Annotated in this window: 1 protein-coding gene; it reads right to left on the bottom strand. The window is 43.9% G+C overall.

Annotation, left to right across the window (positions count from 1 at the left end):
- On the bottom strand, positions 1-350 hold a 350-nt coding region (locus JK635_RS04305; protein WP_202652761.1), incomplete at its 3' end, for a hypothetical protein.
- Positions 351-670 lie beyond the last annotated feature (320 nt).

The raw sequence follows: 670 nt of genomic DNA, 5'->3' as shown, positions 1-670 counted from the left end.
TTCGTCAAAAGCTCGCGCAGGGATGCTGCGGCGAGTTGAGGAGTCATACCATTTTTTGCTATGACATCCTCAATGTTTTGAAAAAGCTGATTCCCTACATACTGATGTCCGTTTATAGAGTCAAGCAATGCTGCTAAAGTCGGATATGGTGCGTTGAACGATGACAGCGATAGTACATTTCGCAAAACTTCAAGCTGAGTCTTAAACGCTTTTGCGACATCCTGGTTGCCAGGATTGGCAGCTAATGAGTCTAACTGAGCAATTACACTTTGAATCTGGTTATTAATATTTCCTTTTGTGTACTCTATCGCGAGTTTATTAATCATTCCGTGAAATTTACCTAAATGCATTGCAAGCCTTGTTCTAGAGATTTAGCCACTGATGATAATCTAACGTCCGACACGAGAAATATTATCATCTAGTATTTAGAAACAAAAATGATTTTTCGTTTTCCGTGACTCATGGTCATTTCGCGCGGACTCTCGCCTCGCATCCAAAAGTCAAAATCCCTATATGTGTGTTGCGTCATATGCCGGGTGACGAAGCAAAGTACGACATATTGCACGCAATTGTCTGCCGTCTTCGGCCGGGCGCGTCTTTTATCCTGGCAGGCTATCATTCTTCTTAGGCCAATCTGCCCCTCATGTTGGAGGCCTGAGGGCAACGCTGG

The sequence above is a fragment of the Neobacillus paridis genome (assembly GCF_016765675.1).
In the GTDB taxonomy this organism is placed as follows: domain Bacteria; phylum Bacillota; class Bacilli; order Bacillales; family Cytobacillaceae; genus Neobacillus; species Neobacillus paridis.
This window is presented reverse-complemented; position numbering and strand designations above follow the sequence as displayed.